Source organism: Pseudomonas sp. MF5691, from assembly GCF_016405645.1.
Taxonomy (GTDB): Bacteria; Pseudomonadota; Gammaproteobacteria; order Pseudomonadales; family Pseudomonadaceae; genus Aquipseudomonas; species Aquipseudomonas shahriarae.
This window is the reverse complement of record NZ_JAEKDC010000007.1, coordinates 18,291-43,462: the sequence shown is the minus strand read 5'-3', so window position 1 is coordinate 43,462 and position 25,172 is coordinate 18,291. Positions and strand designations below refer to the sequence as shown.

Genomic DNA, 25,172 nt, shown 5'->3' with positions numbered 1-25,172 from the left:
GCTATGCCGCCTCAGAAGCGCCTTTGAAGCGCTCCGGATAGAGGATGTGTATCTCGGTGATTTCACCGTCAAACACACGGCTCAGGTTCTCGGCCAGAGTGGTCGAGGCCCGCTGTACACCGCGCTCAACGCGGGACAGGTTGCCGGAATCGATGGTGTCGCCGAGCTGGGAGAGACGTGCCGAAACATCGGCGAGCGTCCATTTCCTGGCGGTTCGTGCACGTTTTAAGGGAGTCATGGCTGTGCCCTGAATGGATTTCAGGAGTGATTCTGCGATTAGCGCAGATTTAAAGCAAACAAATTCTGCGCCTACCGCTTTGCGCTCAACGCAGCAACCCCGGAAAATCAGCTCTATGGATATTGGACAGATCATCAGAAACGCCCGGAAAGCCAAGAAGCTTTCCCTTGAGCAACTCGCCAACCAGGTCGATTCGGACACGGGCAACCTGTCACGCCTGGAACGAGGGCAACAAGGCACAACGCCTGAAAAGCTCAAGCGCATCATGGATGTACTTGGTATTAAGCTGGCCCAGGCAGGCCAGGGAACGGAATCACCCCAAGACAGCGGAATGTCGAACGTGCAGATGGCCCTGCAACCAAGTCGGGGCCCTAAGGAATATCCTTTGGTTAGCTGGGTTATTGCTGGCGAGTGGGCGGAATCGTGCGACAACTTCCACCCCGGTGATGCAGAGACATGGCTCCCCTCGACTGAGAACGCGGGCGATAACGGGTTTTGGCTGGATGTAAAAGGCGACTCGATGACCTGCGCGGGAAACCCGAGCTTTCCAGAGGGTTCACGCATCCTGGTGCGGCCCGAGTCTGATTTGATCAGCGGCAAGTATTACGTCGTGAAGCTGGAGAACGGCGAAAGCACATTCAAGCAGTACATAGAGGACGCCGGCCTGCGCTACCTGCGCCCCCTGAACTCCAGCTATCGAACGATCCAGATTGAAGGCGACTGCAAGGTGATTGGTCGTGTGATCGACACCAAAATGACCGGCCTGTAACCCTCCCCGCTCCACCTCTCATCTGAGCCCGCCACTGCGCGGGCTTTTTTGTGCCTGATTTTCAGAATCTGCGCTTGACGCAGAATCAATTCTGCGCATAATGCAACCCATGTTCTGCGATTAACGCAGATTCATAACCGCTCTTTAACAACCAGCCGCAACAAAGCGTCGACCGGGAAAGGCTTTGACGCATCGGGCGTGGGCGACTCCCACCCTGATGCGCCGTATAGACCTCGGTACGTCGGCGTGCAAGACAACGAACCTTTTCACTGATGCCCATCCAGAGCGGTGGGCATTGGGAAAACAACCAAACCGACAAGGAAAAACCTCATGAAAACGTACACCTCTGAACAACTGGCCGAAATCCTCGGCAAACACCGTTCCTGGCTGCTTGATGAAGAAGGCGGCGAACGCGCCAACCTGAGCGGCGCCAACCTGAGCGGCGCCAACCTGAGCGGCGCCAACCTGCGCGACGCCAACCTGCGCGGCGCCAACCTGCGCGGCGCCAACCTGCGCGACGCCAACCTGAGCGGCGCCAACCTGAGCGAGGTTCGCGAGCTCTGGGGCGCATCAGGCAACTGCCGCGAGGTGAAAGCCATCCAGTGCGAATACTGGCCAGTCACGTACACCGCCGAACACATGCAGATCGGCTGCCAGCTCCACACGCTGACTGAGTGGTGGGCATTCAGTGACGACGAAATCGGCAGCATGGACAGCAAGGCCCTGGACTGGTGGAAGGTCTGGAAACCGATCTTGCAAAACATCATCACGCTTGCCCCGGCAGTTCCTGGCGGCACGGCGCCAGAGCCGACTACCGAGGCGGCGTAACCCTTTATGCGAGTGAGTCGCGGGGCCTGATCAGCCAGGCCAGACGCATGCCGGGAAGCGCCGGCCACTCGCACCTTATCTGTTGCCACTTTGGAGGCGACCATGAACCATGAAATTGCTGTTGAAGGGTACGTCCTCCAGGTGGAGGTGACGTATTGCGAGGAAGCTCTGCCAGCCGAGTACCGGAATGGCAGCCGCGAACTGACGTTCAACGTGTTGTCCGGGACCATGTACGACGCCGACCGCGTCCCGATGGACGTGTGCCAACTTGAGCTGGCCGTGATTGCCGAGAGCAAGAACTACGTCCCGATGATCGAGAAAGAGCTGTGGTTTGAGATTGACGCCCGCAAGCGCCGGCAACGGTGGGCAGCATGAGCCGACAACATCAAATCGCCGTGGACCTAATCGACCGTTGGTTCACCTCAATGAGCGTCGAAGGCTCAACGCCGGTACTTCACGGTGAAACAACCATGATCGTCGAGACGGCCTATGCCCTGTCGGCGATCACCGATGACGAACACCAGCACTACAAGGCCCGCTTGCACCGGCTCTTTGAGCGCCAGCATCGAGAAACCATGCAGGCCTTGGAGTATCGCCAATGACGATCATCTGCCGAACATCCGCCCAACTTGTTGAAGTCCTGCGCCGTCGGGGCTTTTTTTTGGTCACTGATTTGCCCCGCCCGCTGAAACTTGAAACGCGGCGCGGCATGCTGATTGCGAGGGTGTCATGAGTACAAGCATGAAAGCAGACCCAACCAAGTTCTCTCCCGTCGAGTGGCTGCACGTTCGATACGCGGAAAACCGTGTGTCTATTCGGGAGATAACCAAGAACATCGAAGCACTGACCGACTGGAAGCGCGAAGATAAAGGCGTCGATCTAAGCGGCGTGCGCGATGAATACCTTGAAGATGGGGATCGCTGGCGCGGCTGGATGCACGCCATTAAGCACGTTGAAGGGCTGCGCGACCCGGATGATGACGATCCAATCACGGATGCCCAGAGAGAGCTTGCAGTGCTGCTTGATCAAAAGGCAGCGCTTCGGGTTGAGGCTGGTCGCATCAAGCGAGCCATCTTCGTGATGGGGCAGCGCCTTATTAAATTGAGGGCTTCCCCATGACCACCCGCCAGCGTGACCGGCGGCGCGCCATCCGCTGGACCTCGGCCATCGTTGGCCTGACCTTCCTCACCATCGTTCTACTGGGCCCCGCAATCGGCGGCCTGATCACTCAATAACCCCTTCCACCCTCAATGCTGCGCACGTCGCGGCAAGGAAACTCTTGTGTCCGAATTAGCCATCAAGCCAACGTTCAGCTTGGCGCCGCAGAACCTCGACGAGGCGTTGAAGTTCGCCGACTACCTCGCCAACTCCGATATCGTCCCGAAGGACTTTCAGAAAAAGCCCGCCAACATCCTGGTGGCCGTGCAGTGGGGTATGGAGCTGGGCCTGCAGCCCATGCAGGCCATGCAAAGCATCGCGGTCATCAACGGGCGCCCATCGCTCTGGGGTGACGCGGTAATCGCCCTGGTGCGCAGCTCGCCGCTGTGTGAATACGTTTACGAGACCGACGACGGCGAGACGGCATCCTGCCGGGTGAAGCGTGTTGGGGAAGACGAACAGACCCGCACGTTCAGCATGGCCGACGCCACACAGGCCGGCCTCAAGGGCAAGCAAGGCCCATGGGCTCAGTACCCGAAACGTATGCGCCAAATGCGGGCTCGGTCGTTCGCCCTGCGCGACGTGTTCCCCGACGTGCTGCGCGGTATGCCGATGGCCGAAGAGGTTCAGGACATTCCTGTCGAGCGCGAACTCAACCAGACCCATGCACGCAAGGCCGAAGAGCCCAAGGCGCTGCAGGCCTACCCGGACAGCAAGCTGGATGAAAGCGCGGAAAAGTGGCGCGGACTGATTGCGTCCGGTGGGACCAACCCCGACCACATCATTTCCAAAATCGTCAGCAAATACACCCTCACCCCGGAGCAGGAAGAGCGCATTCGCGCACTGGCCCCAATCGAAGGAGAAGCCACCAATGAAAGTGCATAACGTCCAACAGGGCACGCCGGAATGGCTGGCCCTTCGCGCAAGCCACTTCACCGCTTCGGAGGCGCCCGCGATGAAGGGCGCTTCGAAGTTCCAGACCCGCAACGATCTGCTGGCGATGAAAAAAACCGGCATCGTTCCGGACGTCACCCCGCAACAACAGGCCGCGTTCGACCGCGGCCACGCAACAGAGGAAATGGCGCGCCCCCTGGCCGAGGAAGATATCGGCGAAGAGCTGTACCCAATCGTCGGCACCAGCGGCAACCTGCTGGCTTCGATGGACGGCGCCACGATGCTGGGTGACGTCCTGTTTGAGCACAAACTGTGGAACGAGAAGCTGGTCGCGCAGATCCGCGCCGGCGAGCTGGAGCCGCACTACTACTGGCAGCTTGAGCAGCAATTGCTAGTCAGCGGCGCCGAACGCGTGCTTTTCGTCTGTTCCGATGGCACCCGCAACAAGTACGTCAGCATGGAATACACGCCTGTTCCTGGGCGCCGTGAAGAACTAATCGCCGGTTGGGCTCAGTTCGAACAGGACCTGGGCGAATTCGTCCCGCAGGAAGCCAGGGTCGAGGTGATCGGCGCCGCCCCTGACCAGTTGCCCGCACTGCGTATCGACGTCACCGGCATGGTCACCGCCAGCAACCTGGACGCCTTCAAGTCGCACGCCCTCACCGTTATCAGCAACATCAGCACCGAGCTAAAGACCGACAAGGACTTCGCCGACGCTGACGAAACGGTCAAATGGTGCAGCGACGTCGAGAACAAACTCAAGGCCGCGAAAGAACACGCCCTGAGCCAAACCGAGAGCATCGACGTGCTGTTCAAGGCGATTGATGACATTACAGCCGAGACCCGACGTAAGCGCCTTGAACTGGAAAAGCTGGTCAAGGCACGCAAGGACATGATCCGCAGCGATATCGTCATGGATGCGACCAAGGCCCTGCAGGATCACATCGACCAGATCAACGCCACGCTGGGTGGCCGTATTCGAATGCCGCGTGTGGCATCCGACTTTGCAGGTGCCATCAAGGGTAAGAAGTCGATTTCAAGCCTGCGTGAAGCGGCAGACGCCGAACTGGCGCGGGCCAAAATCGATGCCAGCCGGATCGCCGACGGTATCCGAGTCAACCAAGCCAGCCTTAACGAGCTGGCCGCTGACCACAAGTTCCTGTTCCACGACTTCCAGGACCTGGCGCTCAAGGCAAACGATGACCTGGTGGCGCTGATCAAGGTCCGGATCAACGAGCACAACCAGCAGCAGGAAGAACTCAAGCGCCAGGAAGAGGAAAAAGCGCAGCAGCTCACAGCCCAACAGCAACAGCAGGCAGCGGAACCGGTTGTTGATCAGCCTGTGAAAGTCGCGGAAGAGCCGGCGCCGGTCGCCGCCACGCCGATCAAGACGGCTGCAGCAGTTCAACAGCCCGCCGACGATGGCCGGCTCTTCAAGCTGGGAGACCTGAGCGACCGCCTCGGCTTCGTCGTGTCGGCCAGCTTCATGAGTTCGCTGGGCTTCGAAGCAGCCGCCCGCGAGCGTGGTGCAACGCTGTACCGCGAAAGCGACTTCCCGCGAATCTGTACCGCCCTGGTCAACCACATCCAGGCAGTACAGGCCAACCTGGCCGCAGCCTGATCATGGCTGCCCAATCCATCCGCGACATCTACGACAGTGTCGAGGAGTTCGCTTCCATCCTGGTCGCCGCCGAAATGCATGCCAGCGGCGCCTGGGAACTGGAGTTTGTCGAGAACATGCGCGCCAGCTTCAAGCGGTACGGCGCCCATACCAACCTGAGCCCGCTTCAACAACAACACCTTGAGCGAATCGCCAAGCACTGAGGGAACCACATGAAGACTGAACACCGCGACATTATCGAACGCGCCAAGCTGGCGGGCTTTGAACCATCCATGCTCGCGCACGAACTGCTGGTGCATGACCTGGTGAACATGGTCCTGTTCGAAGTGAAGAACATCCATTCCCCATGGTCCAAGCTGAATGAAGGCTGCCAGCAGGAAGTGATTGACCGCGCCGTCAAGAGCGCTACCGAGGCGGCTCACACCGCGATCAACATCATCAGCTCGCGCAACGTGGAAGTGGTCGAAGTAAAGGTGATCGACGCCAAGTTCAAGGAAAAGGCGATCACCATCACCGCCAACATTGACGCCAACGACCCAAACGGCGGTGCCCTGGCCAAGGTTCCCGGGAAGATGTGTCTGCTGGTGGTGGCGCCGACCGACTACGACGAAGGCCTCGACTTCATCCAGCCGGACCGCGACCAGAAGGACTTGCCACTGCACGTCAGCGACCTGACCGGCAGCCTGTTCGCCAGTGGCGGCGCCAGCGCGGACGAGCTCGCAAGCTATGACGACACCGTTCCAGAAGGTCAGGATCCGCTGTACAGCGATGCCGTGGTGTTCGTCATCGAGTCCCGCCGCCCAAGCATTTCGGCGATTCAGCGCAAATTGAAGATCGGTTACAACCGTGCTGCGCGGATGCTTGAAGGCATGGAGCAGACCGGTATTGTTTCTGCGATGAACTCCAACGGCGCGCGCGAGGTGCTGCGGCCGGTGCTTACAACGCCAACCGGACCAGACGAGCCGGACGGCCAGCACCCGCTGGGCACCGCCGCTGAACTTGCCGAGCGCACGGGTGGCGCTGCAAGCACCGGCGCCGATCTGGACAAAGAGTTTGGCGAGTTCGACTACGACGACGCTGCCCAGTTGATCGTCCTCAAAGCACCAGAGGGCCACTTTGAAGCCTCATGGATCCAGAGCCGCCTGGCCATTAACAGCGAACAGGCCACCACCCTGCTGCTGCGCCTGCTGGATAACGGCGTCATCAAGCTGGAGAAGGAAGGCCCCACAGCGCTGGAACACTCCTACTTCGTCGTCGCCACCCTGGCCGACGTGACCTAACCCCATCCGCAACACCACCAGGCGCCTACGGGCGCCTTTGTTTTGCCTACAGGAAAACCGCCATGTCCGAATTGATTTGCTTCTTCGATACCGAAACCACCGGCCTTCCGCTGTTCAAGTCGCCCAGCGAACACCCCGACCAACCGCACATCGTCGATATCTGCGCCCTGCTGTACACCCCTGATGGCGTGCTGGTGGACTCGTTCGAAGCGATGGTGCGGCCTGATGGCTGGGTAATCCCTGACAACGTTGCAGCGATCCACGGCATCACCACCGAAATGGCCCTGGAGCAGGGTATCCCCGAAGCCGAAGCGGTCGCCGGCTTCATGAGCATCATGGCGCAGGCGGGGTTGCGGGTCGCACACAACGTCTCGTTCGATGACCGAATCTTGCGCATTGGCTTGAAGCGCTTCATGGACGACGCCACCGCCGACGAATTCAAGGCCGGGCCGAAGTACTGTACCTGCCTGGCCTCCACCAACATCGTCAAATGCCCGCCGACCGAACGCATGATCGCTGCCGGCCGTGGGCGCCAGTTCAAGCAGCCTTCGGTTACCGAGGCCCTGCTGCACTTCACTGGCGAAGAACTTGTAGGTGGCCACCGCGCGCGCGCCGATACCGATGCCTGCGCCCGCATCTACTTCGCCATGAACCCGCCTGCTCAGGTGGCTTGACCCCGCCACACCATGCGCCGGCGTCCGCTGGCGCAAATCTCTTTCAAGGAATCGCCGCATGATGCTCAAGCGAATTTTTAAGCACTTCCATTTTTGCTGCGGCCTCGGCGGCGGCGCCAAAGGGTTCAACAACGCCAAGCCCGCGGTGGGCAACATGCAAGCCGAATGGCAATGCATCGGCGGGATCGACGTTGACCCGGCCGGGTTGCGCGACTTCCAGCGCCTGTCTGGTGTACCAGGCACGCTGCTGGACCTGTTCACCCTCGGCATGTACACCGCCTTTCACGGCAAGCAGCCACCACCTGGATGGGTTGAAGCTGGCCCTGACGACGTGCGCAAGGCTGCTGGCTATCAGCGCCCCGACGCTGTGTTTATCTCCAGCCCCTGCAAAGGCGCCTCGGGCTTGCTGTCCGAAACAATGAGCCTGACCCCGAAATACCAGGCCCTCAACGAATTGACGCTGCGCTGCGTGTGGCTGATGTGCGAAGCCTGGAAGGATGACCCTGTATCGTTGATCGTTTTCGAGAACGTACCGCGCCTGGCCACCCGTGGCCGGCACCTGCTGGACCAGATCAACAAGCTGCTGAACCACTACGGTTATGCAGTTGCAGAAACCACGCACGACTGCGGCGTGATCGGCGGCCTGGCCCAGAGCCGCAAGCGTTTCTTGCTGGTGGCCAGGCACATCGAAAAGGTGCCGCCCTTCCTGTACGAGCCAGAGAAAAAGACGCTCAAATCTGTGGGTTCGATCCTGGGCCGCATACCAATGGCTGGTGATGTTGCCGCCGCTGGCCCAATGCACCGGGTACCGGCGCTGCAATGGAAAACGTGGGTTCGCCTCGCCCTGGTCGAAGCCGGCAAAGACTGGCGCTGTCTGAATGATTTAGCGATCGAGGACGGCTACCTGCGCGACCTGGTCATTGTTCCCCAGTTCCGGGATGGCTTCCTTGGTGTTCACGACTGGAGCGAAACCGCCGGCACCGTCGCCGCACGCAGCGGCCCAACCAACGGCAAGTTTTCGGTAGCGGATCCACGGGCCAGGGCCGGCGCCCTGCAATACCAGCAGTACGGTGTCCGCCGTTGGGATGAGACGAGCGGCGCAGTAATCGGCGTCAAGTCGCCCGGGCAAGGGACATTCAGCGTTGCTGATCCCCGCGACCCAGGCATTGGGCACGCCAAGTACAACGTGGCCCAGTGGGACGGCACCTCGCGCACGGTAATTTCTGGCAGCACCACCGGCCAGGGCGCTTTCGCTGTTCAAGACCCACGCCCGGGCATGAAGCGCACCAAGGGCGATGCCTACCTAACCGGCGGCCATTACGGCGTCGTGGGCTGGAGCGACCAGTGCGGCGCGGTTTCAGCCAGCGCCCGCCAGGACAATGGGCGGTGGTCCGTCGCTGACCCACGCATGCCAGAAGCCAACGAGCGGCTGACCTGCGTTATCGAAAGCCTCGACGGCACCTGGCACCGGCCGTTCACAACGCTGGAGCTGGCCGCGCTGCAAAGTCTGGTTGAGCCAGAAGAATGGTTTGAGCTGGACGGCCTGAGCGACCAGGCCTGGCGCGAGCGGATCGGGAACGCAGTTCCACCGGCCGCAGCTGAAGCAATCGCCCATGTGATGGGCACCACCCTGTTGCTGGCCGAGGCCGGCGAAACCTTCATGCTCAACAGCATGCCGATCTGGGTTCAACCCGTGGCGGTGGCATTGAGCGTATCTCAGCAGGTAACCCCATGAACCCCATCGCAATGCGCGCCTTTGAACAGGCGCTTACCCGGGCCGCTGCGCCAATCCCGAAGCCAGCCCCAACGGCCAAGCTACTCCCGCCGATCCTGGCCAACGAGCCGCTTCCCGAACTGGTCATCACCGGCCCTATCAACCGCGTCATGGAACTGGAGGGCAAGCGGTACGCCCTTGAGTTCGTGCGGGCCCTGGGCTCGTCAGTACGGCGCGAGCCAGTGCGCACCAAGGCCATAGCCGACCTGACCCGGTACGCCGTGGCCCAGCCGTCCAGCGTGGCCAGCGGTATCAAGCAGGTCATTGATGTGTTGAAGGGGGCGTTATGACCGCCCTACGCCGCACCACCAAGATCCGAGGCGCGCCGATGCGCCCGCTGGACCTACAGACCCTATGCGACAAGTGCGGGCACTCCCGCGCCCACGGCAACCACGACAAATGCAGCAAGGCCCGGCAGGCGGAAATGGCCGAGCTGCGCGCGCGGGAGAAGAATCATGAGTGAAGTGAAGCGTTACCACGTAACCGAGGCTGGGCTTGTTGAAGGCCAGGCCCTGGGCCGCATCAACGTTGTCCTGGGCCCCGACTATGACAGCGCAGTGCAGTGTTTCCTTACTGCTGCCGAGGGTTGCGTTGCTGCCGAACGCCGCGAACGAGCCCTGCAAGCCCTGCTGACCGCAGCGGATGAGCGTGCCGACACTGCTACGTCGCTGATCCAACGCATCGTTGCCAACTTCGATACCGAGATTGAGTTTCACGAAGACGTTGAGCCGAACGACCTGGAGCATGACCAGGTGATGGCTGAAATGCGCGTCTTCCTGGCCGCGCTCAAGCCAGCAGAGAGCAGCGGCAAGCCTTGCGCCTGCCCTGGGTGCGATTCACCAAGGCGTGCCAACTCGCCGTTTTGCGTATCCCACCGTTCAGCAAAAAACCGGACGCGCGGGCAAGACCCGCTCACGGCGGAAGGCCTTGAATGGTTGATGCAGAACGATGGGCTTCAGCAATAACCCAACTCCCCGCCTACTGCTGGTGCCTGCTGGCACTGGCACAACTGATTTGCTGAGGTGATTTATGAGTGACGGAAAAATTCGGGATGCTTTCGAGCAGTTCATCATTCGTCGCGACGGCTCTATTTGGGTGACCGTATTGGGTGATAAGCGCTCATACAACGAGCCGATTGAGCGTGATTTCGCTGTTTGGTGCGAATCCCGAGCCACCGTTGAGGTGGAGCTGCCTAAGGCATGGCAAACCAATGTCGGCGCAATGCTGACGCCTAACGGCACTCGATTCGCCATTCAAGCCGCAGGCCTGAAGGTGAAACCATGACCACCAACCAAACGATTGACGGCGTCTCGCGTGCCGCGCTTGAAATTCTGCTGTCCGGTAAGGGTGGCCTTGCACAAGCAGCTGCCGCTCATGAGCTGCGCGCCATGCTGGATGCAAATCCAGAAGAAAACGTGCCTTGTCCCGAATGTGGTGGGAGTCTTGTGACCTGGGGCTGCAACTGCACGCCGCGTTGGCCAATGTACAAGCCAGCCGCCCAGCCCCAGGGCGAGCCGGTGGCGGATGCACCGAGCACCGGCTTCTACACGACTGAAACCGGCGGCGGAAAGTACGCCATCAACATCGGGTTTCGCTCGATGGCCGACATGCAAGCCGCCGACGCTCAGTTGCGCGAGTTACTCAAATCCCGATAGGAGTACATCCGTACTCCACGCTGTAAACTTCCACCCAACACCATGAATCCAGCCGGCGACGGCGTGGCGAGGTATTTCTATGCAACAGCAAAACACCGCCCTGGTGGGCAACGCAGAAGTAATCAAGATGCTCGGCATGCAGAGCGTTTCCGGGCTGAACAAACTGCGGGTACGCGACAAGACGTTCCCCACGCCGATCAAGACCAGTGAGGCACGCGGCGCCCGGGTTCGCTTCGATCCCGTCGAGGTCGAACAGTGGATCGCCGACAAGAAAGCAGCACGCAACCAAGCCAGCAGCGACGAACAATAACTGCCGGCGATTGATCACCAAGGGGCCGAGCAATCCGCGACAGCCCCAAGTGAACTGTATGGCGGCGTGTATGGTGAAACGCACAAGTGCCTTGCAGGCCCCGTAAAACGTGAGCAGTCACAAGTCCTCTACCCGCTCCACTCAGATTGTCCTCCCCCATCAGCTTGACCTTGATGGAGGATGAATAAAAAACCGGCTCCTGAAGCCGGTTTTTTTGTGCCTGGGATTTATCAGTAAAACCCCGCAATACCTTCATCCAGCAGCCTCGCCCCGCCCCCATAAACTTCTTGCACCGCCTGCCCTCTTTTGTTGGTGGGTAGAGTATTGATAATTTTTATTTAGTAGTTATAGTCACCACCAACACACCACAAGGAGGTGATGTGGATAGCCGATATTTGATAGGCCATATCGTGGCTGATGGCTGGTACCTGGTGCGCGTCAGGGGCAGCCATCATCATTTTAAACACCCTGCCAAGCCTGGGCTGGTGACCATTCCCCACCCCAAGAAGCATCTGTTGGACAAGACCGCCAAGAGCATCTTGAAACAAGCTCTGCTCGCTTGAAGCGTACCTGGAGGACAAGAACATGCTGTATCCGATTGCAATTTCAACCGGCGACGATCACCACGCCTGGGGCGTAGAAGTCCCTGACATCCCTGGCTGCTTCTCTGCCGGTGATGACCTGGACGACGCCATGGCCATGGCACGGGAAGCCATAGAAGGCCATTTTGAGCTGCTGGCCGAAGAGGGCGCGCCCATTCCCAGCGCACAAAAGGTCACGCTGCACGCAGCCAACCCCCTGTACGCCGGCTGTACCTGGGCGGTGGTGGATATTGATGTAACCAAGTACCTGGGCAAGGCGCAAAAACTCAACATCACGCTGCCTGGCTACTTGCTCAACCGCATTGATGAGTACGTGCTGCACCACCCGGAAGAAAAAAGCCGTTCGGGGTTCCTGGCATCGGCAGCGCTGAAAGTGCTGCAACAGGAGCGATAACATCGCCGAATTTGAGCGCAAGAAACGTAGTTCAACTACCCGCGACGAGCGCTAAAGTGCAGGCGATAAACGATCCACTCAACAAGGAGCCCGCTTATGCCGTGTGAATACAAACTCATGCCCTCCCCCGTCGGCCAACTGACCCTGGTTGCCCGCAACGGCAAGCTCGCCGCCATCTTGTGGGAGGCCGAGCGCGCCAACCGTGTGCGCCTGGGCGAGTTAGTGGAAGTCAACCACAGCGCGGTGCTGCTGGAGGCCGAGCGGCAGTTGAACGAGTATTTTGCCGGCACCCGCGAGTGCTTCGAGCTGGAACTGGACTTTGACGGCACCGAGTTCCAGAAAAAAGTCTGGGGTGCGCTGCTGACTATTCCCTTCGGTGAAACCCGCAGCTACAGCCAGATCGCCCAACAGATAGGCAACCCCAAGGCTGTACGCGCGGTGGGGGCGGCGAACGGGCGCAACCCTATTTCGATCGTCGCGCCCTGCCATCGGGTGATTGGTGCTGCGGGCGGCCTCACCGGGTTTGCCGGCGGGCTTGAAGCCAAGCAGTACTTGCTGACCCTAGAGGATAGCGAGGCCACAAGGTCGTTGTTCTGACAACCACCTAACGCTAGGGCTGATCAGCCTTGGAGTCCTTCATTTGCACCGAGGATTTGCTGCCGTCGGTGTTGTCCTGGGTTTCATTGTCAGAGCTGTCGAAACAGCCTTGCAACAGCACCAGGCAGCAGGCCAGGCAGAGAGTACGAGAGAGGCTCATGATCGCGCTTCCATTCAACGGGGTGATGAAACAGTGACCAGCCTGCACAAGCAGGGTTCGATGCCTGCACCCCGCACCTGCCCAACGGTTGCACGGCCCGACCGAATTCATGTAGGTCAACAATTGTAAAAAGAAATTTCAGCGTGCCGCCACGGTCAGTACTTTCATCAGCACTTATCTGGAGCATCGCCATGAAGCCTCGATGGCCTGGACTTCAAAGCCCTGGAAAAACTGCGCAGCGAATACCGTACCTTGGGCGAGCGCCATACCGTCAACCTCGGCGGCGACGGCACGGCGGCGGACCCAGGCAAGACCGACCTGAACCAGGCGTAAAAAAACGGCGGTTGGATCAGCTCCAACCGCCGTTTCCTGGTAAAGCCCGCGATCAACCGTCGCTGTTGCGGCTCTTGCTGTAGGACGAAGCCAGCGCCCGGGCTTTTTCCAGGCGGGTTTCCAGCTTGGGCAGGGTTTCGTCGACCAATGCCTTTATCTCAGGGATATCCGAAGCAGCACCTTCCTGCTTGAACAACGCGATTGCATCTTCGTTGGCCTTGACCTGCTGAGCCGTGTAGGCGGCGTCAAAGGAGTCGCCATCGGTCAGCTCAGGCATCAAGGTTTCAGCCTTGTCGACGATCTGGTCGCGAGGCGCCACCGGCAAGTCGAGTTTTTTCGCAATGGCCGCCAAATGTTGATTGGCCAGGGTGCGTTCGTTGATGACCTCGATGGTGTAGTCCTTGATTTCCTGAGACGAGGTCTTGGCGTGGGCCATGCGGCTGGTTTCGATATCGGCCATGCCCTTGGCCGAGGCTTGCTCGATAAATTCGGCGGGGCCTTGGGCAAAAGCATTGCTGGCGCCGAGGCCCAGCAGCATCGCGAAAGTGGCGGTGCGTAACCGGATAGCCATGCGGCTCATGATGGGTTCCTCCAGGTAATAAATACATGCCGGGGAACGAGCCCCGCCCTGAATCTGAATTTTCAGGGCGGCAAAGGTTTAGAAAAAACTTGCTGGTGCGACGAACGGTCGTCGGTACTCAGGACGTTTTACTGCCCAGCAAGCCCGGCAACGCATGGGCCAGGGCATTGATCGCGAAGCCGATAAACATCACCCCGCACAGCTTGGTGATCAACACTTCATGACGCTGATACACCGTACGCACCTGCCGCGCGCCCACGACGCCGATGAGGATCCCGTAAGCCAGCAGGCCGCCTACAAAGCTCAGGACAATCAACCACGGCAGCATGCTCCAGGTCAGCAGCTCGGCCCGGCTCGACAGGAGTGCGGTGAACGTGGCCACGGCCACCGGATACGCCTTGGGGTTGGTCAGGCCAAACAGAATGCCGTGCCAGAACGGTTGGCGCGCCGCCCCCTGAGGCGCGTCCCCGCTGCGGTTGCGGGTGCGAATGGCACGGATGCCGAGCCAGAACAGGTAAAGGGCACTGAGCACACCCAGCACATCAAACGCGCTGCTACCGATCTCCCGGGCGCCGACAATCGCCACCAACGCGGTACTGCACCACACCACATCGCCCAGCAGGTGCCCACACAGAAAACCCGCGCCGGCCCGACGGCCGCGTGCCGCTCCAATGCCAAATACCGCCAGCACCCCGGGGCCCGGCGTGATGCCATAGATAAAGCCCGAGGCGATGACGGCAAACAGCAATGATGAAGTCATGGGTAACACGCTCAGAAAAGAGGGGGCGCGTCGATTGTGCACAATCCACCGGGCACTGCAATGCTAGGCCGCACGTTTGGCCAACACGTCTTGCACTTGGGTGATCAGCCACTGCAAGGCGCCATCCCCCGCGCGGCGTTTATGCCAGGCCAGTACAAAACCGAAGGATGGGATATGAAACGGCGGCGGCACCACCAGCAAGTGCCGCGAGTCGATGTTCAGCAGCCCTTGGGAGGACACGGTAAGGATCAGGTCGGTGCCCTGGATCAACTGCGGCGCGATGCCCCAATGCGGCAGGCTGATCGCCACGTGCCGTCGCTCGCGGATCGCGGTCAGCGCCCGCTCGATTTCCGGGGTGCCGCTGCCGCGCATTTCCAGTAGCACATGGGGCCGTGCCAGGTAGGTCGGCAGGTCGAGCCCACCGTCGGCGGGCAAGCTGTCGCGGTCCACCAGGCAGGCGTAGTGCTCTTCGAATAACGGCGTGCTGCGTAACTCGGCCGGCAGGTCGGGAAACACGCCGGCGGCCAGGTCGATCTCCCCACTGAGCACCCCTTCCTGCATGCCTTCGCGACTGGCGTGGGTGATGGCCAAGTCAATCCCTGGCGCCTGCTCGCGCAGCGCCCGCACCAGCCCGGGCAACAAGAGAGCCGCGCCGTAATCGGACATGGCCAGGCGAAAGGTGCGCCTGGCCGACGCCGGATCAAAACGGTTCGGCGCCAGCAACGACTGGACCTGGGCCAAGGCATCAGCCAGCGGCGCCGCCAGTTCCAGCGCGCGAGCGGTGGCGACCAGGCCGCCGCCTTGGCGCACCAGCAACGGGTCGCCCAACAAATCACGCAAGCGCCCCAGCGCATGGCTGACCGCCGGCTGGCTCAGGTGCAGGCGCTCGGCAGCGCGGGTGACGTGCTGCTCGCTGAGCAACGCGTCGAGGATCACCAGTAGGTTAAGGTCAACACGGCGCAGATCATTCATGGCATGCATGTTCGGCATAAGAACTTGGAATTTAAATCTGCGCGACGAATACCGTAGAGTCCAGTAAAACCTTTTGGAGATTGATCATGACCACGTTGCATTGGTTGGGCTTGTTACTGTTGGCGGTGATTGCCGGGGCGGTGGTGCCGTTTCAAAGCGCAATCAACGCCAACCTCGGGCGCGGCCTCGGGCATCCGTTGTGGGCGACCCTGGCCTCGCTGCTGGTGAGTATTCTGGTGTTATTGCCGGTGATCCTGGCGTTACGGCTGCCGCTGCCAAGCCTCGGCTTTATCACCAAGGCGCCGCTATGGATGTGGACCGGCGGCGCATTCGGCGTGTGCTTTATCTCCCTGGCCCTGGTCTTGCTGCCAAAACTCGGGGCCTCGGGGTTTATCGCCCTGGCCATGGCCGGGCAAATCCTCGCGTCATTGTTGCTCGACCACTTCGGCCTGTTTGGTCTGGTGGAGCGGCAACTGACCGCCCCCCGCTTGCTTGGGGTGCTGATGTTGATTGGCGGGGTGGTGTTGATTCAGTTCAGTAGCGCGCCAGCCAAGGCATTGGCTGGCGTGAGCTGAGTCGTCAGCGCTTGTCGGAGGTGCGCAACTTATGCGGCAAGCCCCACAGCAGCAGCGCCGCCGCAATCAATGCACACACGCCAATCACATACAGCGCCGGGGTCGTGCTGCCCGTGATGTCCTTGATGCGCCCGACCATTACCGGGCTGACGATGCCACCGAGTTGGCCCAACGTATTGATCAGCGCAATGCATAGAACTGCCACTCGGCTGTCACAAACACCATCGCGGCCGTCGCCAGCCCCCAGGACACCATGATCCGGGCAATCCAACGCCGGGCGCCGACCTTGTACAACATCATGTTGCTCGGGACTTCGAAGATCACATACCCGATCACAAACAGCCCCGCGCCCAAACCGTAGGCGGTGTTGCTCAAACCCAGGTCAGCCTGCAACCGGAACTTGGCGAAGCTGATATTGACGCGATCAAAAAAGGCAAACAGATAACACACCATGATCAACGGCATCAGGCGCCAGGCGACGGATCAGGCTTTTCGAGAGCATTACAAACGCTCGGCAGCCAGGCGATGGATCTGCGCAGGCTCAATCACCGCTTGCGGAGCGCCATGCCGGACCACCGCGAGCATCGCCCGGCCCACGGTCTCGGTACTCACCACCCAGGCTGGCCGCATGCGCCGGACCAGGGACAGCAGCGGCCCGATCAGGTTGTAGATCGTCTGGTAGAGCGCGGTTTTCGAACGCACGCCATGCAGCGGCTGAATGATCCCCGGCCGGAACAGATACACCGCCTTGAACGGCAGGCGCAGCAAGGCGTTCTCGGTCTTGCCCTTGACCCGCGCCCACATCACCTTGCCCTGCTCGGAACTGTCGGTGCCGGCACCGGACACGTACACAAACGTCATCTGCGGATTGAGCCGCGCCAGGGTACTGGCGGCGACCAGGGTCAGGTCGTAGGTCTGCCGGGTGTAGGTGGCTTCATCCACGCCCACCGACGACACCCCCAGGCAAAACAGACAGGCGTCAAAGCCCTGCAGCAAATGCTCCAGGGGCTGGAAGTCGAACATATCGGCATGCAACACCTGGTGCAGCTTGCCATGCTCCTGGGTCAACGCCGTGCGCCCCACCGCCACCACTTCCTGCACATCAGCGGCCAGCAGACACTCACGCAACACGCCCTGGCCGACCATGCCGGTGGCGCCGAATAGCAGAACTCTCATCAGGGAGGCCTCAGTGGCAAGTTTCAAGCTAAAGACAAATACACTAACAGCTTGTAGCTTTGCGCCTGAAATTTAGCGTTCAGAAAGGAACTCGCCCCCTTGAAGAGCACCACAACCCTCGCCATTGCCTGCTGCACCGCCTTCCTGTCCCAGGTTGGCATCAGCATTTACCTTCCCGCAGTCCCGGCCATTTCCCAAGCGCTGCAGGCCCTGGAGGCTCAAGCTTCGCTCGCCTTGGCGGTGTATCTGGTAGGCATGGCGCTGCCCATGCTGCTATGGGGCAGCCTGGGTGAGCGCCTGGGCAGGAAGCCGGTATTGCTGGCGGCATTGGCCCTGTATGCAGTGGCCAGTGCCGCCATCCCCTTGGCTCACAACATCGAGACGTTTCTGTCGCTACGGTTTGCCCAGGGCCTGGGCGCCGGTGGCGTTTCGGTGATGGCTCGGGTGTTGGTGCGCGACAGTTTCAGCGGTGCATTGTTGGCCAAGGGGCTGTCGTGGCTGGGCATGACCTTCGTGATCGCCCTGGGCATCGGCCAGTTCATTGGCTCAGTATTGCAAGTGGCGTTTGGTTGGGAGGCGATCTTCTATGGCCTGGCGTTGGCGGCAATCGGGCTGATTGGCGTACTGCAAGGGGTGGCGTTTCCGGCGCGGATGAAAGCCGATGGACAGGTTTCTGCGTGGCGTATCTACCGCATGATTTTGCAACACCCGGCGTTTCTCCGAGCGGCGTTGGCGGGCGGATTGGGGTATGGCGTGATCATCGCGTTCAACACCTGCGCTCCGCTGATTCTGCAGGGTCGCTTCGAGTGGACTGCCGCGCAGTACGGGCTGCTCGGCTGGCCGATCAGCGCGGCCTATCTGGCGGGCGCACTGATGGTCAATCGCTGGGTTGCCCGCAGCGGACGCCTGCCGATGATGACATGGGGTGTGACATTGGTGATGGGCGGCAGCTCGGTGATGTTGCTCGCAGGCTGGTTCGCCAGCGATTGGGCCTGGCTGCTGTGGCTGCCGTATTGCGTGGCGGTGTTCGGGCAGTCGATGAGTTACCCCATCAGCCTGTCTTTGGCCAACGATCACTCTCCGATAAGCGGCTCGTACGCCATGGCCCTAAGTGGCTTTTTGCACCAGTTGCTGGCGGCGCTGATAGGGGGTGTGGCCAGCTTGCTGGTCAGTCAGCAAGTGTGGCCATTGGCGGCGCTATGTGTAGCTCTGGCGGGCGGCGCACTGTGGTGCGTCGCCCGTTCCAGGGCGGATTAAAACGCGCTACGGAAAATTTCCTCAATCTGGCGCTGGTCCGCCCGCCGTGGGTTGGTCAGGCCGCACGCGTCCTTGAGGGCGTTGGTCGCCAGCAGCGGGATGTCCTGCAGCTTGGCGCCCAGCTCACGCAGGCCGGCCGGGATATCGACATCCTGGGACAGGCAGCGGATCGCCGCGATGGCCGCCTGGGCGCCCTCTTCCGGGCTGGCGTGTTTGTTATCCACCCCAAGGGCGCGGCCGACGTCGCTCAGGCGCGCCGCGCTGACACTGGCGTTGAAGCTTTGCACGTGGGGCAACAGCACCGCGTTGCATACGCCGTGGGGCAAGTCGTAGAGGCCGCCCAACTGGTGGGCCATGGCGTGGACAAACCCCAGGGAGGCGTTGTTGAAGGCCATGCCGGCGAGAAACTGCGCGTAGGCCATGTTTTCCCGGGCCGCCATATCGCTGCCGTCGCGCACGGCCAGACGCAGGTTGGCGCTGATCAGCTCGATAGCCTTGATCGCGCACGCGTCGGTGATCGGGTTGGCGGCCGTGGACACATAGGCTTCGATGGCGTGGGTCAGCGCGTCCATGCCGGTGGCGGCGGTCAGGCCCTTGGGCATGGCGACCATCAGTGCAGGATCGTTGACCGACAGCAGCGGTGTGACATTGCGGTCGACGATGGCCATTTTCACGTGGCGGGTTTCGTCGGTGATGATGCAGAAACGGGTCATTTCGCTGGCGGTGCCGGCGGTGGTGTTGATCGCCACCAGGGGCAGCTGTGGCTTGCTCGATTGGTCGACACCTTCGTAGTCGCCGATATGCCCGCCATTGGTGGCACACAGGGCAATGCCCTTGGCGCAGTCATGGGGCGAGCCGCCGCCCAGCGACACCACGAAATCGCAGGCACTTTGCTGCAACAACGCCAGGCCGTTCTCGACGTTCTCCACATTGGGGTTGGGCTTGGCGCCGTCGTAAATCACTGAGTCGATGTCCTGCATTGCCAGTTTCTCGGCAATCATCCTGGCCACGCCCGCCTTGGCCAGGCCGGCGTCGGTGACAATCAGGGCCTTGCGAAAACCGTAGTTGCGGATCGCGTTCATGGCTTCGTCGAGGCAGTCGATGCCCATGATGTTGACGGCGGGAATGAAGAACGTGCTGCTCATGATGAATCCTCGGGGATGCGTTGATTCCTACAGCATCAACCTCACCCGCCTGCGGCATCTTGACCAAGATCAACGCCCGCCCGTGATAAAGTCACCGCCCAGCCGTTTTTGAGTAGACCCGCCGCAATGAAGGATTTCCAGGATATCGACGCCACCCTTGAAGACTGGAACGCACTGCGCAACAGCATCGCCTTCGACGCCATCCTGATCGGCAACGGCGCCAGTCGCACAGTCTGGGAAGACTTTGCCTACGACTCGCTGTTTGAAAACGCACGCACCGTGGAAGAAAAGCCCTTGAGCGCTTCCGAACTGAGCGTGTTTGACGCGATGCAGACCCGCAGCTTCGAGCAGGTGCTGGGCGCCCTGAAAACCACCAGCCGCGTCAACAAGGCCCTGGCCGTCAGCTCCGCCGCGCCGCGCAATCGCTACTACGCGATCAAGGAAGCGCTGATCAATACCATCCACGCCGTGCATATCCCGTGGCGCCTGGTACAGCCGTCGACCCTGGTGACCATCAATCAGGAACTGGCGAGCTACAAGACAGTGTTCACCAGCAATTACGACCTGCTCAATTACTGGTCGATCCTGCATACGCCGGGTATCGACGACCTGTTTCGCGGCGCCGAATCACGCTTTGACTTGCGCGATACCGCAACCACCGCGACGCGCATTCTGTACCTGCACGGCGGCCTGCACCTGGTACGCAACCTGGATGGTTCGGCGCGCAAGCTGGCCTCCACCGACAGCACGTTGCTGAGCAGCTTTGCGATCAACAACACGATCAAGACCCTCGACGATGTGCCGCTGTTTATCAACGAAGGCCCCAGTAGCGAAAAGCTCAAGAGCATTCGCAGCTCGGATTACCTGTCGTTCTGCTATGAGCAATTGCTGGGACAGGAAGGTGCGTTGTGCCTGTTCGGCCATCACCTGAGCGAACAGGATGGGCACTTGGTGGAGGCAATTCGCCGGTCGAAGATCAAGACCCTGGCGATCTCGGTGTTTGGCCGCAGCGACGGGTTTATCCAACAGCAGAAACGCCGGTTTGCCGCACTGTTTGAGGGGATGGAAGTGGAGCTCAGGTTCTTTGCGGCACGCAGCCATGCGCTCGGCAACCCAGCCCTGGCGGTACCTGTCGAACACTGATCGGGTTAACGAAGGCGATCAAATGTAGCAGCCGGTTTGCCTGCGATGGCGGTGTATCAGCCACACCGCTATCGCAGGCAAGCCAGCTCCCACATTGACCGAGTTCCAACACAGCGTTGGCGTTATTCCTCGGCGCTGTGCACCACCACCAGCAACTGCGCCTGCACCTCGCCCACCGAGCGAATCCGATGGGGCTTTTGCGCGTTGAAGTGCAATGCATCGCCACGCTCCAACAGCACCCGTTCGGTCATGAAGTCCACTTCCACCCGGCCTTCATGCACAAACAGAAACTCTTCCCCCAAATGCTCCTTGAAGGTCTTGTCGCTGAATTCTGCCGGCGGATAAATGATGAACGGCAGCAGGCTGCGCTCGCTGACCTGATGGGCCAGTACTGCATAACCCGGCGCGGTCTCGGGCCGCTCGTGGCTGCGCACCAGGCTGTAGCTGTCGAGGCTGACGCTGTCTTCGCTGAACAGTTCCTCGACCTTGACGTTCAACGCCTTGGCCAGTTTCAGCGCGGCGGCAATCGACGGGGTGTTCAAGCCGCGCTCGACCTTGGACAGGTAACTCTTGGTCATCCCGGATTTTTCGGCCAATGCCTCCAGGGTGACGCCGAGTTTTTTTCTCAATAGTTTCAAACGGATAGACATGCGCAGCGATTAATCCAAGCAGAATGCGATGATTATTGCTTGCCAATGACACAAAGTGTCATATAGCCTCTTTAGTGTCATTTGCAGAACCCAACGACCTTGCGAGCAGCGGGAACCAGCAAATCGACGTCCATTGAACCACCCAAAGGACACCGATATGGCCAAGACATTAGCACTCCCGAAAGAACAACTGGTCAAGCAAGCGCTGACCCAGATGCAAAGTACCCTGGCGGATAATACGTGGACCGACCGGCAAAAGCTGGCCCTGACCTGCCGTATTCTGTTCGAGAACGGCCACGACTCGGGCCTGGCCGGGCAGATTACTGCCCGTGGCCCACAGCCTGGCACCTACTACACCCAGCAACTGGGCCTGGGTTTCGATGAAATCACCGCCAGCAACCTGCTGCTGGTCAACGAAGACCTGGAAGTGTTGGAAGGCCACGGCATGCCCAACCCGGCCAACCGTTTTCACAGCTGGGTGTACCGTGGTCGGCCGGATGTGAACTGCATCATCCACACCCACCCCACCCACATCGCCGCGCTGTCGATGCTCGAAGTACCGCTGCAGGTGTCGCACATGGACCTGTGCCCGCTGTATGAAGACTGCGCGTTCCTCGAAGCCTGGCCGGGTGTGCCGGTGGGTAACGAAGAAGGCGAAATCATCACCCAAGCCCTGGGCGACAAGCGCGCCATCCTGCTGTCGCACCACGGGCAGCTGTCCACCGGAAGCACCATCGAAGAAGCCTGCGTGATCGCGCAATTGATCGAACGGGCGGCCAAATTGCAATTGCTGGCCATGGCCGCCGGGACCATCAAGCCGATCCTGCCGCAGTTGGGACGCGAGGCCCATGACTGGATCTCCAAGCCCAAGCGCCACGGCGCCGCGTTCAACTACTACGCTCGGCAGAACCTGCGTCAACACGCCGATTGCCTGAACTGAAGCCTTTTTCGACCGGAGATATTCCATGTCCAGCCCTACTATTCACGGCATCATCGGCTACACCATCACCCCGTTCAGCGCCGACGGCAGCACCGTTGACCTCGACGCCCTGGGTCAATCCATCGACCGCTTGATCGACAGCGGCGTCCACGCCATTGCCCCGTTGGGCAGCACCGGTGAAGGCGCTTACCTGAGCGACGCCGAGTGGGACGAAGTCAGCGCCTACAGCATTCAAAAGGTCGCCAAGCGCGTGCCGACCATCGTCAGCGTATCCGACCTGACCACCGCCAAGGCCGTGCGTCGCGCGCGCTTTGCCGAAGCCGAAGGCGCCGATGTGGTGATGGTGCTGCCGACGTCGTACTGGAAGCTCAGTGAAGCGCAGATCCTCGCGCACTACGCGGCCATCGGCGACAGCGTTGGTGTGCCGATCATGCTCTACAACAACCCGGCCACCAGCGGCACGGATATGTCGGTGGAGCTGATCCTGCGTATCGTCCACAGCGTCGACAACGTGACGATGGTCAAGGAGAGCACCGGCGATATCCAGCGCATGCACCAGCTGTACCGCCAGAGCGAAGGCCAGGTGCCGTTCTACAACGGCTGCAACCCACTGGCCCTGGAAGCGTTCGCCGCCGGTGCCAAGGGTTGGTGCACGGCTGCACCGAACCTGATCCCGCAACTCAACCTGGACCTGTACCAGGCGATACTGGCCAATGACCTGAACCAGGCGCGGGAGCTGTTCTATCGGCAGTTGCCGGTGCTGGACTTCATCCTCAAGGGCGGCTTGCCAGCGACGATCAAGGCCGGCTTACGCCTGACCGGGCTGGAGGTGGGTGATCCACGGTTACCGGTGTTCCCACTGGACATGGCGGGTCAGGCGCAGTTGCAGAAGCTGCTGACCACATTGAGCTAAAACACCCCCCTGTAGGAGCGGGCTTGCCCGCGATAGCGGTGGAGCAGACACACCGCCATCGCGGGCAAGCCCGCTCCCACAGGGGAATGCATGCATCGCTAAATTTACGGAGACAAATAGCAATAATTCTCGATATCATTCGCGACTTTTCTGCAGCGTGCTGCGTCAAGAAGGATATCCATGCCTCGTTTCAAGCCCGACCCGCTGTCGGCCGATGCCTTTCGCGGGTTCTATGCAGATATCCTGCATTACCTGCGTAAACGCACGGACAACGCCAGCGACGCGGCGGACATGACCCAGGATGTCTTTACCCAATGGCTGGACTACCGCGACCGAGCCAAGGTTGAGCAGCCACGGGCCTTTCTGTTTCAGATGGCGCGCAACCTGTTGCGCGACCATTGGCGCAAACAGAAGGTGCGCCACGGCGTCCATCACGAGCAGGCCGAACGGGATGCCGAACCTGTCAGCGACGAGCAAAACGATCCCCTGGCCGCCGCCCAACGCCTCCAACGCCTGGAACAGTTGAAAGAAGTCCTCGCCGAACTCTCGCCCCGCAGGCGAGAAGCCCTTATGCTGCACCGCTTCGAAGGCCTGAGCCAGGCGCAGATCGCCGAACGCATGGGTATTTCGATCAGCATGGTGGAAAAGCACATCGCCTTTGCCCTGCTGCACTGCAAGCAGCGACTTCAAAAAGACCGGGCAAGGAGCAGCCAGAATGACCCGCTTGAGTAACCGCGACAGCCACAACATTGATGAGCACGACTGCATCGATGCCCAGGCTGCCAGTTGGTTTGCGCGCAATCGCAACGAAGGCAGCACGCAGGAGCGCAAGGCCTTCGCCGCCTGGCATGCCGTGCCGGCCCATGCGCGCGCCTACGCCGAATTCGAACAGCTGTGGGCCGACCTCGGCGAGTTGCAGCAACTGAACAAACCCGTGCCCTTGCCCGCCCGCAAACCCGCGCCCTGGCGCCCCGCCCTGGCGGTGGCAGCCGCGCTGGTCTGCGCCTTGCTCGCCAGCAACCTCGGGGCCCCGCGCGGGCTGTATCACACCGACATCGCGGCGCAGGACAAAGGCATGCGCACCCTGGACCTGCCGGACGGCAGCACCTTGTACGTCAATGCCAGCACGCAGTTGCGGGTGGACTTCGATGCCCATCGCCGTGTGATCCATCTGGACCGGGGCCAGTTGTACCTGGAGGTGGCACCCGACAAGGAGCGGCCGCTGTTCGTGCGCGCAGGCGAGGCCGATGTGCGGGTGGTGGGCACCGCTTTTGATGTGCGCCGCGGCCAGCAGCAACTGGTGGTCAGCGTGGCCCACGGGATGGTCGCCTTCGCCCCCGACCAGAAAGCCAGCGCCGTTATGCTCGGCGCCCAGCAGCGGGCGACCTACAGCTACGCCAAGGGCTCCGTGCAGCAGCAAACCGTGGCCGCTGGCGAAGTCGCCGACTGGCGCAGCGGGCACCTGTCCTTTCGCAACCGCGAACTGGCCAGCCTGCTGGATGAGTTGAGTCTGTACCGGCCCAAGGCCGTGGTGTTGGCCGATGGCGCGGTGGCGCGGTTGAAGGTTTCCGGCAACCTCGATGTGAATGACCCGGACGCGCTGATCAGTGCCCTGCCGGCCCTGTTGCCGGTGAAAACCGTGGCCCTGGGCGATGGCAAGATCCGTATCGAAGCGCGCAAGTAACACCACTTGAGAATATTTTGCATTCGCACGTGAGGATTTTTTTTCCTGCCGCGTCTTCCTCCGGTCTGCGTTTGATACGCATGCCTTTTT

General features: G+C 60.8%; 35 protein-coding genes and 2 pseudogenes. 27 read left to right on the top strand and 10 right to left on the bottom strand.

The window, feature by feature from the left end; genetic code table 11:
- Window position 1: 1 nt before the first annotated feature.
- Window positions 2-238, bottom strand: a complete 237-nt coding sequence (locus JFT44_RS12365) for a helix-turn-helix transcriptional regulator (RefSeq protein WP_169871265.1) — start codon at window positions 236-238, stop codon at window positions 2-4.
- Window positions 239-353: 115 nt separating this feature from the next.
- On the opposite strand from JFT44_RS12365, the gene JFT44_RS12360 reads away from it, so the two are divergent.
- From JFT44_RS12360 to JFT44_RS12265, 20 genes are all read left to right on the top strand, one after another.
- Window positions 354-1,007, top strand: a complete 654-nt coding sequence (locus tag JFT44_RS12360; RefSeq protein WP_198830741.1) for an XRE family transcriptional regulator — start codon at window positions 354-356, stop codon at window positions 1,005-1,007.
- Window positions 1,008-1,337: 330 nt separating this feature from the next.
- Window positions 1,338-1,835 (top strand): pentapeptide repeat-containing protein, encoded by a 498-nt coding sequence (locus JFT44_RS12355; RefSeq protein ID WP_198830740.1) that lies wholly within the window; start codon window positions 1,338-1,340, stop codon window positions 1,833-1,835.
- Window positions 1,836-1,937: 102 nt separating this feature from the next.
- Complete coding sequence (locus JFT44_RS12350; protein ID WP_198830739.1) at window positions 1,938-2,210, top strand: hypothetical protein; 273 nt, start codon at window positions 1,938-1,940, stop codon at window positions 2,208-2,210.
- Complete coding sequence (locus JFT44_RS12345) at window positions 2,207-2,437, top strand: hypothetical protein (protein ID WP_198830797.1); 231 nt, start codon at window positions 2,207-2,209, stop codon at window positions 2,435-2,437. The genes JFT44_RS12350 and JFT44_RS12345 overlap by 4 nt, the downstream gene beginning before the upstream one ends.
- A 139-nt stretch (window positions 2,438-2,576) precedes the next feature.
- On the top strand, window positions 2,577-2,954 hold the full coding sequence (locus JFT44_RS12340) for a hypothetical protein (protein WP_198830738.1): 378 nt from the start codon (window positions 2,577-2,579) through the stop codon (window positions 2,952-2,954).
- Window positions 2,955-3,116: 162 nt separating this feature from the next.
- Entirely contained in the window at window positions 3,117-3,878 is a 762-nt protein-coding gene (locus tag JFT44_RS12335; RefSeq protein ID WP_198830737.1) for a hypothetical protein, read from the top strand.
- Window positions 3,865-5,508 carry a YqaJ viral recombinase family protein gene (locus JFT44_RS12330; protein WP_198830736.1) on the top strand — a complete coding sequence of 548 codons (1,644 nt, stop codon included), beginning with the start codon at window positions 3,865-3,867 and terminating at the stop codon, window positions 5,506-5,508. The genes JFT44_RS12335 and JFT44_RS12330 overlap by 14 nt, the downstream gene beginning before the upstream one ends.
- 2 nt (window positions 5,509-5,510) lie before the next feature.
- A complete protein-coding gene (locus JFT44_RS12325) occupies window positions 5,511-5,711 on the top strand; it encodes a hypothetical protein (protein ID WP_198830735.1) in 201 nt (66 codons plus the stop codon).
- Window positions 5,712-5,720: 9 nt separating this feature from the next.
- Window positions 5,721-6,788 (top strand): DNA translocase FtsK, encoded by a 1,068-nt coding sequence (locus JFT44_RS28895; protein WP_198830734.1) that lies wholly within the window; start codon window positions 5,721-5,723, stop codon window positions 6,786-6,788.
- A gap of 62 nt (window positions 6,789-6,850) precedes the next feature.
- Window positions 6,851-7,462 (top strand): 3'-5' exonuclease, encoded by a 612-nt coding sequence (locus tag JFT44_RS12315; RefSeq protein ID WP_198830733.1) that lies wholly within the window; start codon window positions 6,851-6,853, stop codon window positions 7,460-7,462.
- Between the two features lie 58 nt (window positions 7,463-7,520).
- Complete coding sequence (locus tag JFT44_RS12310; protein WP_198830732.1) at window positions 7,521-9,197, top strand: DNA cytosine methyltransferase; 1,677 nt, start codon at window positions 7,521-7,523, stop codon at window positions 9,195-9,197.
- Window positions 9,194-9,526: a hypothetical protein gene (locus JFT44_RS12305; protein WP_233098346.1), complete on the top strand. Its 333-nt coding sequence runs from the start codon at window positions 9,194-9,196 to the stop codon at window positions 9,524-9,526. The genes JFT44_RS12310 and JFT44_RS12305 overlap by 4 nt, the downstream gene beginning before the upstream one ends.
- Window positions 9,523-9,699 carry a hypothetical protein gene (locus JFT44_RS12300; protein WP_198830796.1) on the top strand — a complete coding sequence of 59 codons (177 nt, stop codon included), beginning with the start codon at window positions 9,523-9,525 and terminating at the stop codon, window positions 9,697-9,699. Before JFT44_RS12305 ends, JFT44_RS12300 begins: the two co-directional genes overlap by 4 nt.
- On the top strand, window positions 9,692-10,201 hold the full coding sequence (locus JFT44_RS12295) for a hypothetical protein (protein ID WP_198830731.1): 510 nt from the start codon (window positions 9,692-9,694) through the stop codon (window positions 10,199-10,201). Before JFT44_RS12300 ends, JFT44_RS12295 begins: the two co-directional genes overlap by 8 nt.
- A 64-nt stretch (window positions 10,202-10,265) precedes the next feature.
- Window positions 10,266-10,520 (top strand): hypothetical protein, encoded by a 255-nt coding sequence (locus JFT44_RS12290; RefSeq protein WP_198830730.1) that lies wholly within the window; start codon window positions 10,266-10,268, stop codon window positions 10,518-10,520.
- Window positions 10,517-10,891: a hypothetical protein gene (locus tag JFT44_RS12285; RefSeq protein WP_198830729.1), complete on the top strand. Its 375-nt coding sequence runs from the start codon at window positions 10,517-10,519 to the stop codon at window positions 10,889-10,891. The genes JFT44_RS12290 and JFT44_RS12285 overlap by 4 nt, the downstream gene beginning before the upstream one ends.
- Before the next feature lie 79 nt (window positions 10,892-10,970).
- Window positions 10,971-11,201 (top strand): AlpA family transcriptional regulator, encoded by a 231-nt coding sequence (locus tag JFT44_RS12280; RefSeq protein ID WP_044272746.1) that lies wholly within the window; start codon window positions 10,971-10,973, stop codon window positions 11,199-11,201.
- 380 nt (window positions 11,202-11,581) lie between these two features.
- A complete protein-coding gene (locus JFT44_RS12275) occupies window positions 11,582-11,764 on the top strand; it encodes a type II toxin-antitoxin system HicA family toxin (RefSeq protein WP_115127579.1) in 183 nt (60 codons plus the stop codon).
- Between the two features lie 22 nt (window positions 11,765-11,786).
- Window positions 11,787-12,197, top strand: coding sequence for a type II toxin-antitoxin system HicB family antitoxin (locus JFT44_RS12270; protein WP_120732022.1), 411 nt, complete (start codon window positions 11,787-11,789; stop codon window positions 12,195-12,197).
- Between the two features lie 96 nt (window positions 12,198-12,293).
- Window positions 12,294-12,794: a methylated-DNA--[protein]-cysteine S-methyltransferase gene (locus JFT44_RS12265; protein ID WP_169960414.1), complete on the top strand. Its 501-nt coding sequence runs from the start codon at window positions 12,294-12,296 to the stop codon at window positions 12,792-12,794.
- A 13-nt stretch (window positions 12,795-12,807) separates the two neighbouring features.
- Here JFT44_RS12265 and JFT44_RS12260 read toward each other — a convergent pair whose 3' ends face one another.
- The 4 genes from JFT44_RS12260 to JFT44_RS12245 form a co-directional block, all read right to left on the bottom strand.
- Complete coding sequence (locus JFT44_RS12260) at window positions 12,808-12,954, bottom strand: hypothetical protein (RefSeq protein WP_162947704.1); 147 nt, start codon at window positions 12,952-12,954, stop codon at window positions 12,808-12,810.
- A gap of 385 nt (window positions 12,955-13,339) precedes the next feature.
- The gene (locus JFT44_RS12255; protein ID WP_057439756.1) at window positions 13,340-13,867 is read right to left on the bottom strand and encodes a DUF4142 domain-containing protein; all 528 of its coding nucleotides are present in this window, start codon (window positions 13,865-13,867) and stop codon (window positions 13,340-13,342) included.
- Between the two features lie 118 nt (window positions 13,868-13,985).
- Window positions 13,986-14,627, bottom strand: coding sequence for a LysE family translocator (locus JFT44_RS12250; RefSeq protein WP_128593594.1), 642 nt, complete (start codon window positions 14,625-14,627; stop codon window positions 13,986-13,988).
- A 63-nt stretch (window positions 14,628-14,690) separates the two neighbouring features.
- Complete coding sequence (locus JFT44_RS12245) at window positions 14,691-15,608, bottom strand: LysR family transcriptional regulator (RefSeq protein WP_374068065.1); 918 nt, start codon at window positions 15,606-15,608, stop codon at window positions 14,691-14,693.
- Window positions 15,609-15,685: 77 nt separating this feature from the next.
- Between JFT44_RS12245 and JFT44_RS12240 the strand changes: the two genes are divergently transcribed.
- On the top strand, window positions 15,686-16,174 hold the full coding sequence (locus JFT44_RS12240) for a DMT family transporter (RefSeq protein ID WP_057958768.1): 489 nt from the start codon (window positions 15,686-15,688) through the stop codon (window positions 16,172-16,174).
- 4 nt (window positions 16,175-16,178) lie between these two features.
- On the opposite strand, the gene JFT44_RS29140 is transcribed toward JFT44_RS12240, so the two are convergent.
- From JFT44_RS29140 to JFT44_RS12230, 3 genes and pseudogenes are all read right to left on the bottom strand, one after another.
- Window positions 16,179-16,379, bottom strand: a complete 201-nt coding sequence (locus JFT44_RS29140) for a hypothetical protein (RefSeq protein ID WP_233096830.1) — start codon at window positions 16,377-16,379, stop codon at window positions 16,179-16,181.
- Window positions 16,358-16,654: pseudogene (locus JFT44_RS29135) on the bottom strand (MFS transporter); the annotation flags it as partial. The gene JFT44_RS29140 and the pseudogene JFT44_RS29135, both read right to left, overlap by 22 nt.
- A gap of 21 nt (window positions 16,655-16,675) precedes the next feature.
- Window positions 16,676-17,350: an NAD-dependent epimerase/dehydratase family protein gene (locus JFT44_RS12230; protein WP_198830728.1), complete on the bottom strand. Its 675-nt coding sequence runs from the start codon at window positions 17,348-17,350 to the stop codon at window positions 16,676-16,678.
- A 99-nt stretch (window positions 17,351-17,449) separates the two neighbouring features.
- Here JFT44_RS12230 and JFT44_RS12225 point away from each other — a divergent pair, with 99 nt between their 5' ends.
- Window positions 17,450-18,607 carry an MFS transporter gene (locus JFT44_RS12225; protein WP_057439761.1) on the top strand — a complete coding sequence of 386 codons (1,158 nt, stop codon included), beginning with the start codon at window positions 17,450-17,452 and terminating at the stop codon, window positions 18,605-18,607.
- Here the strand turns inward: JFT44_RS12225 and yiaY are convergent.
- A complete protein-coding gene (gene yiaY / locus JFT44_RS12220; RefSeq protein ID WP_057439762.1) occupies window positions 18,604-19,752 on the bottom strand; it encodes an L-threonine dehydrogenase in 1,149 nt (382 codons plus the stop codon). The two genes, JFT44_RS12225 and yiaY, sit on opposite strands and share 4 nt — an antisense overlap.
- Before the next feature lie 126 nt (window positions 19,753-19,878).
- On the opposite strand from yiaY, the gene JFT44_RS12215 reads away from it, so the two are divergent.
- Window positions 19,879-20,895, top strand: a complete 1,017-nt coding sequence (locus JFT44_RS12215) for a DUF4917 family protein (RefSeq protein ID WP_057439763.1) — start codon at window positions 19,879-19,881, stop codon at window positions 20,893-20,895.
- A gap of 122 nt (window positions 20,896-21,017) precedes the next feature.
- Here the strand turns inward: JFT44_RS12215 and JFT44_RS12210 are convergent, their stop codons facing one another.
- Complete coding sequence (locus tag JFT44_RS12210) at window positions 21,018-21,545, bottom strand: helix-turn-helix domain-containing protein (RefSeq protein WP_057439764.1); 528 nt, start codon at window positions 21,543-21,545, stop codon at window positions 21,018-21,020.
- 157 nt (window positions 21,546-21,702) lie between these two features.
- Between JFT44_RS12210 and JFT44_RS12205 the strand changes: the two genes are divergently transcribed.
- The 4 genes and pseudogenes from JFT44_RS12205 (at window position 21,703) to JFT44_RS12190 (ending at window position 25,082) form a co-directional block, all read left to right on the top strand.
- Window positions 21,703-22,485, top strand: a complete 783-nt coding sequence (locus JFT44_RS12205; RefSeq protein WP_057439765.1) for an aldolase — start codon at window positions 21,703-21,705, stop codon at window positions 22,483-22,485.
- 25 nt (window positions 22,486-22,510) lie between these two features.
- Window positions 22,511-23,398: a dihydrodipicolinate synthase family protein gene (locus tag JFT44_RS12200; protein WP_115127575.1), complete on the top strand. Its 888-nt coding sequence runs from the start codon at window positions 22,511-22,513 to the stop codon at window positions 23,396-23,398.
- A 180-nt stretch (window positions 23,399-23,578) separates the two neighbouring features.
- A pseudogene (locus JFT44_RS12195) lies at window positions 23,579-24,117 on the top strand (RNA polymerase sigma factor).
- Complete coding sequence (locus JFT44_RS12190; protein ID WP_057958763.1) at window positions 24,114-25,082, top strand: FecR domain-containing protein; 969 nt, start codon at window positions 24,114-24,116, stop codon at window positions 25,080-25,082. The pseudogene JFT44_RS12195 and the gene JFT44_RS12190 overlap by 4 nt, the downstream one beginning before the upstream one ends.
- Window positions 25,083-25,172 lie beyond the last annotated feature (90 nt).